General features: G+C 71.5%; 2 protein-coding genes. Both read left to right on the plus strand.

Going from position 1 to position 966, the window contains the following annotated elements:
- Positions 1-501, plus strand: a 501-nt coding sequence (locus tag F6S12_RS32200) for a TolC family protein (protein WP_315869915.1), incomplete at its 5' end; no start/stop codon positions are given.
- On the plus strand, positions 498-966 hold a 469-nt coding region (locus F6S12_RS32205; protein WP_315869916.1), incomplete at its 3' end, for a biotin/lipoyl-binding protein. The genes F6S12_RS32200 and F6S12_RS32205, both read left to right, overlap by 4 nt.

Raw genomic sequence — 966 nt, forward strand, 5'->3', positions numbered from 1 at the left:
CCCGCAGGTTTCGATGACCGCGACGCGTCGGTCTGGCAACTGGGGCCGCTGTTGTCCTGGAGCTTGCCCAACCTCAATGCCGCCCGCGCCCGCATCGCCCAGGCCAGCGCCGGAGAAAGCGCGGCACTGGCGGATTTCGACCGCAGCATCCTGGCGGCCCTGAAGGAGCAGCAACAGGCCCTGAGCGACTACCAGGCCGCGTTGCAGCGCCAGCAAGCCCTGCACCTGGCAGCCGAACGTGACCACCAGGCCTTGCGCCTGGCCGGGCTAGCCAGGGCCGCCGGTGCCTCCACGGCCCTGGATTACCTCGATGCCCAGCGCACCGATGTACGTACCCGGGCCGCGGCAGCGCAGGCCGATGCCGCCGTCATCGATACCCAGGTGCTGGTGTTCAAGGCCCTGGGCGGCGGCTGGCGCAGCGCGCCGCCGATTGTCCTGCCGCAGCCGAGCCGGGCTGCGGCCAACCCTTTCCCGCGAACCCCCAACGAGCCTTTGCAATGACCCAGACCCCTGTTCCCGCTTCCCCGGCGCAAGCCGTCACCCGCCGTCGCTTACTCGGTTATGCCGGGCTGGCGCTGGTGTTGCTGCTGGTTCTGGCCTGGGGCCTGCGCTGGTGGTTCAACGGGCGTTTCCTGGTGGAGACCGACGATGCCTACCTGCGCTCGGACATCGTCACCATCGCGCCCCGGGTCGCCGGCTACCTGGTGGCGGTCGAGGTCCGGGACAACCAGCCGCTCAAGGCTGGCGACCTGCTGGCGCGGATCGACGACAGCGACTACCGGGCCCGGGTCGAACAGGCGGAAGCGGCGCTGCGCGAGGCCCAGGCCGAACAGCGTGCCGGGCAGGCGCGGCTGGCCAATCTGGCCGCCCGCCAGCAACAGCAGCAGAGCCTGATCGCCGAAGCCCAGGCCCGGGTCGGCGCCGCCGAGGCCGAGGCACAACGGGCCGGCCAGGAAGGGCGGCGGC

It is taken from the genome of Pseudomonas sp. JV245A, assembly GCF_032424515.1.
GTDB lineage: Bacteria > Pseudomonadota > Gammaproteobacteria > Pseudomonadales > Pseudomonadaceae > Aquipseudomonas > Aquipseudomonas protegens.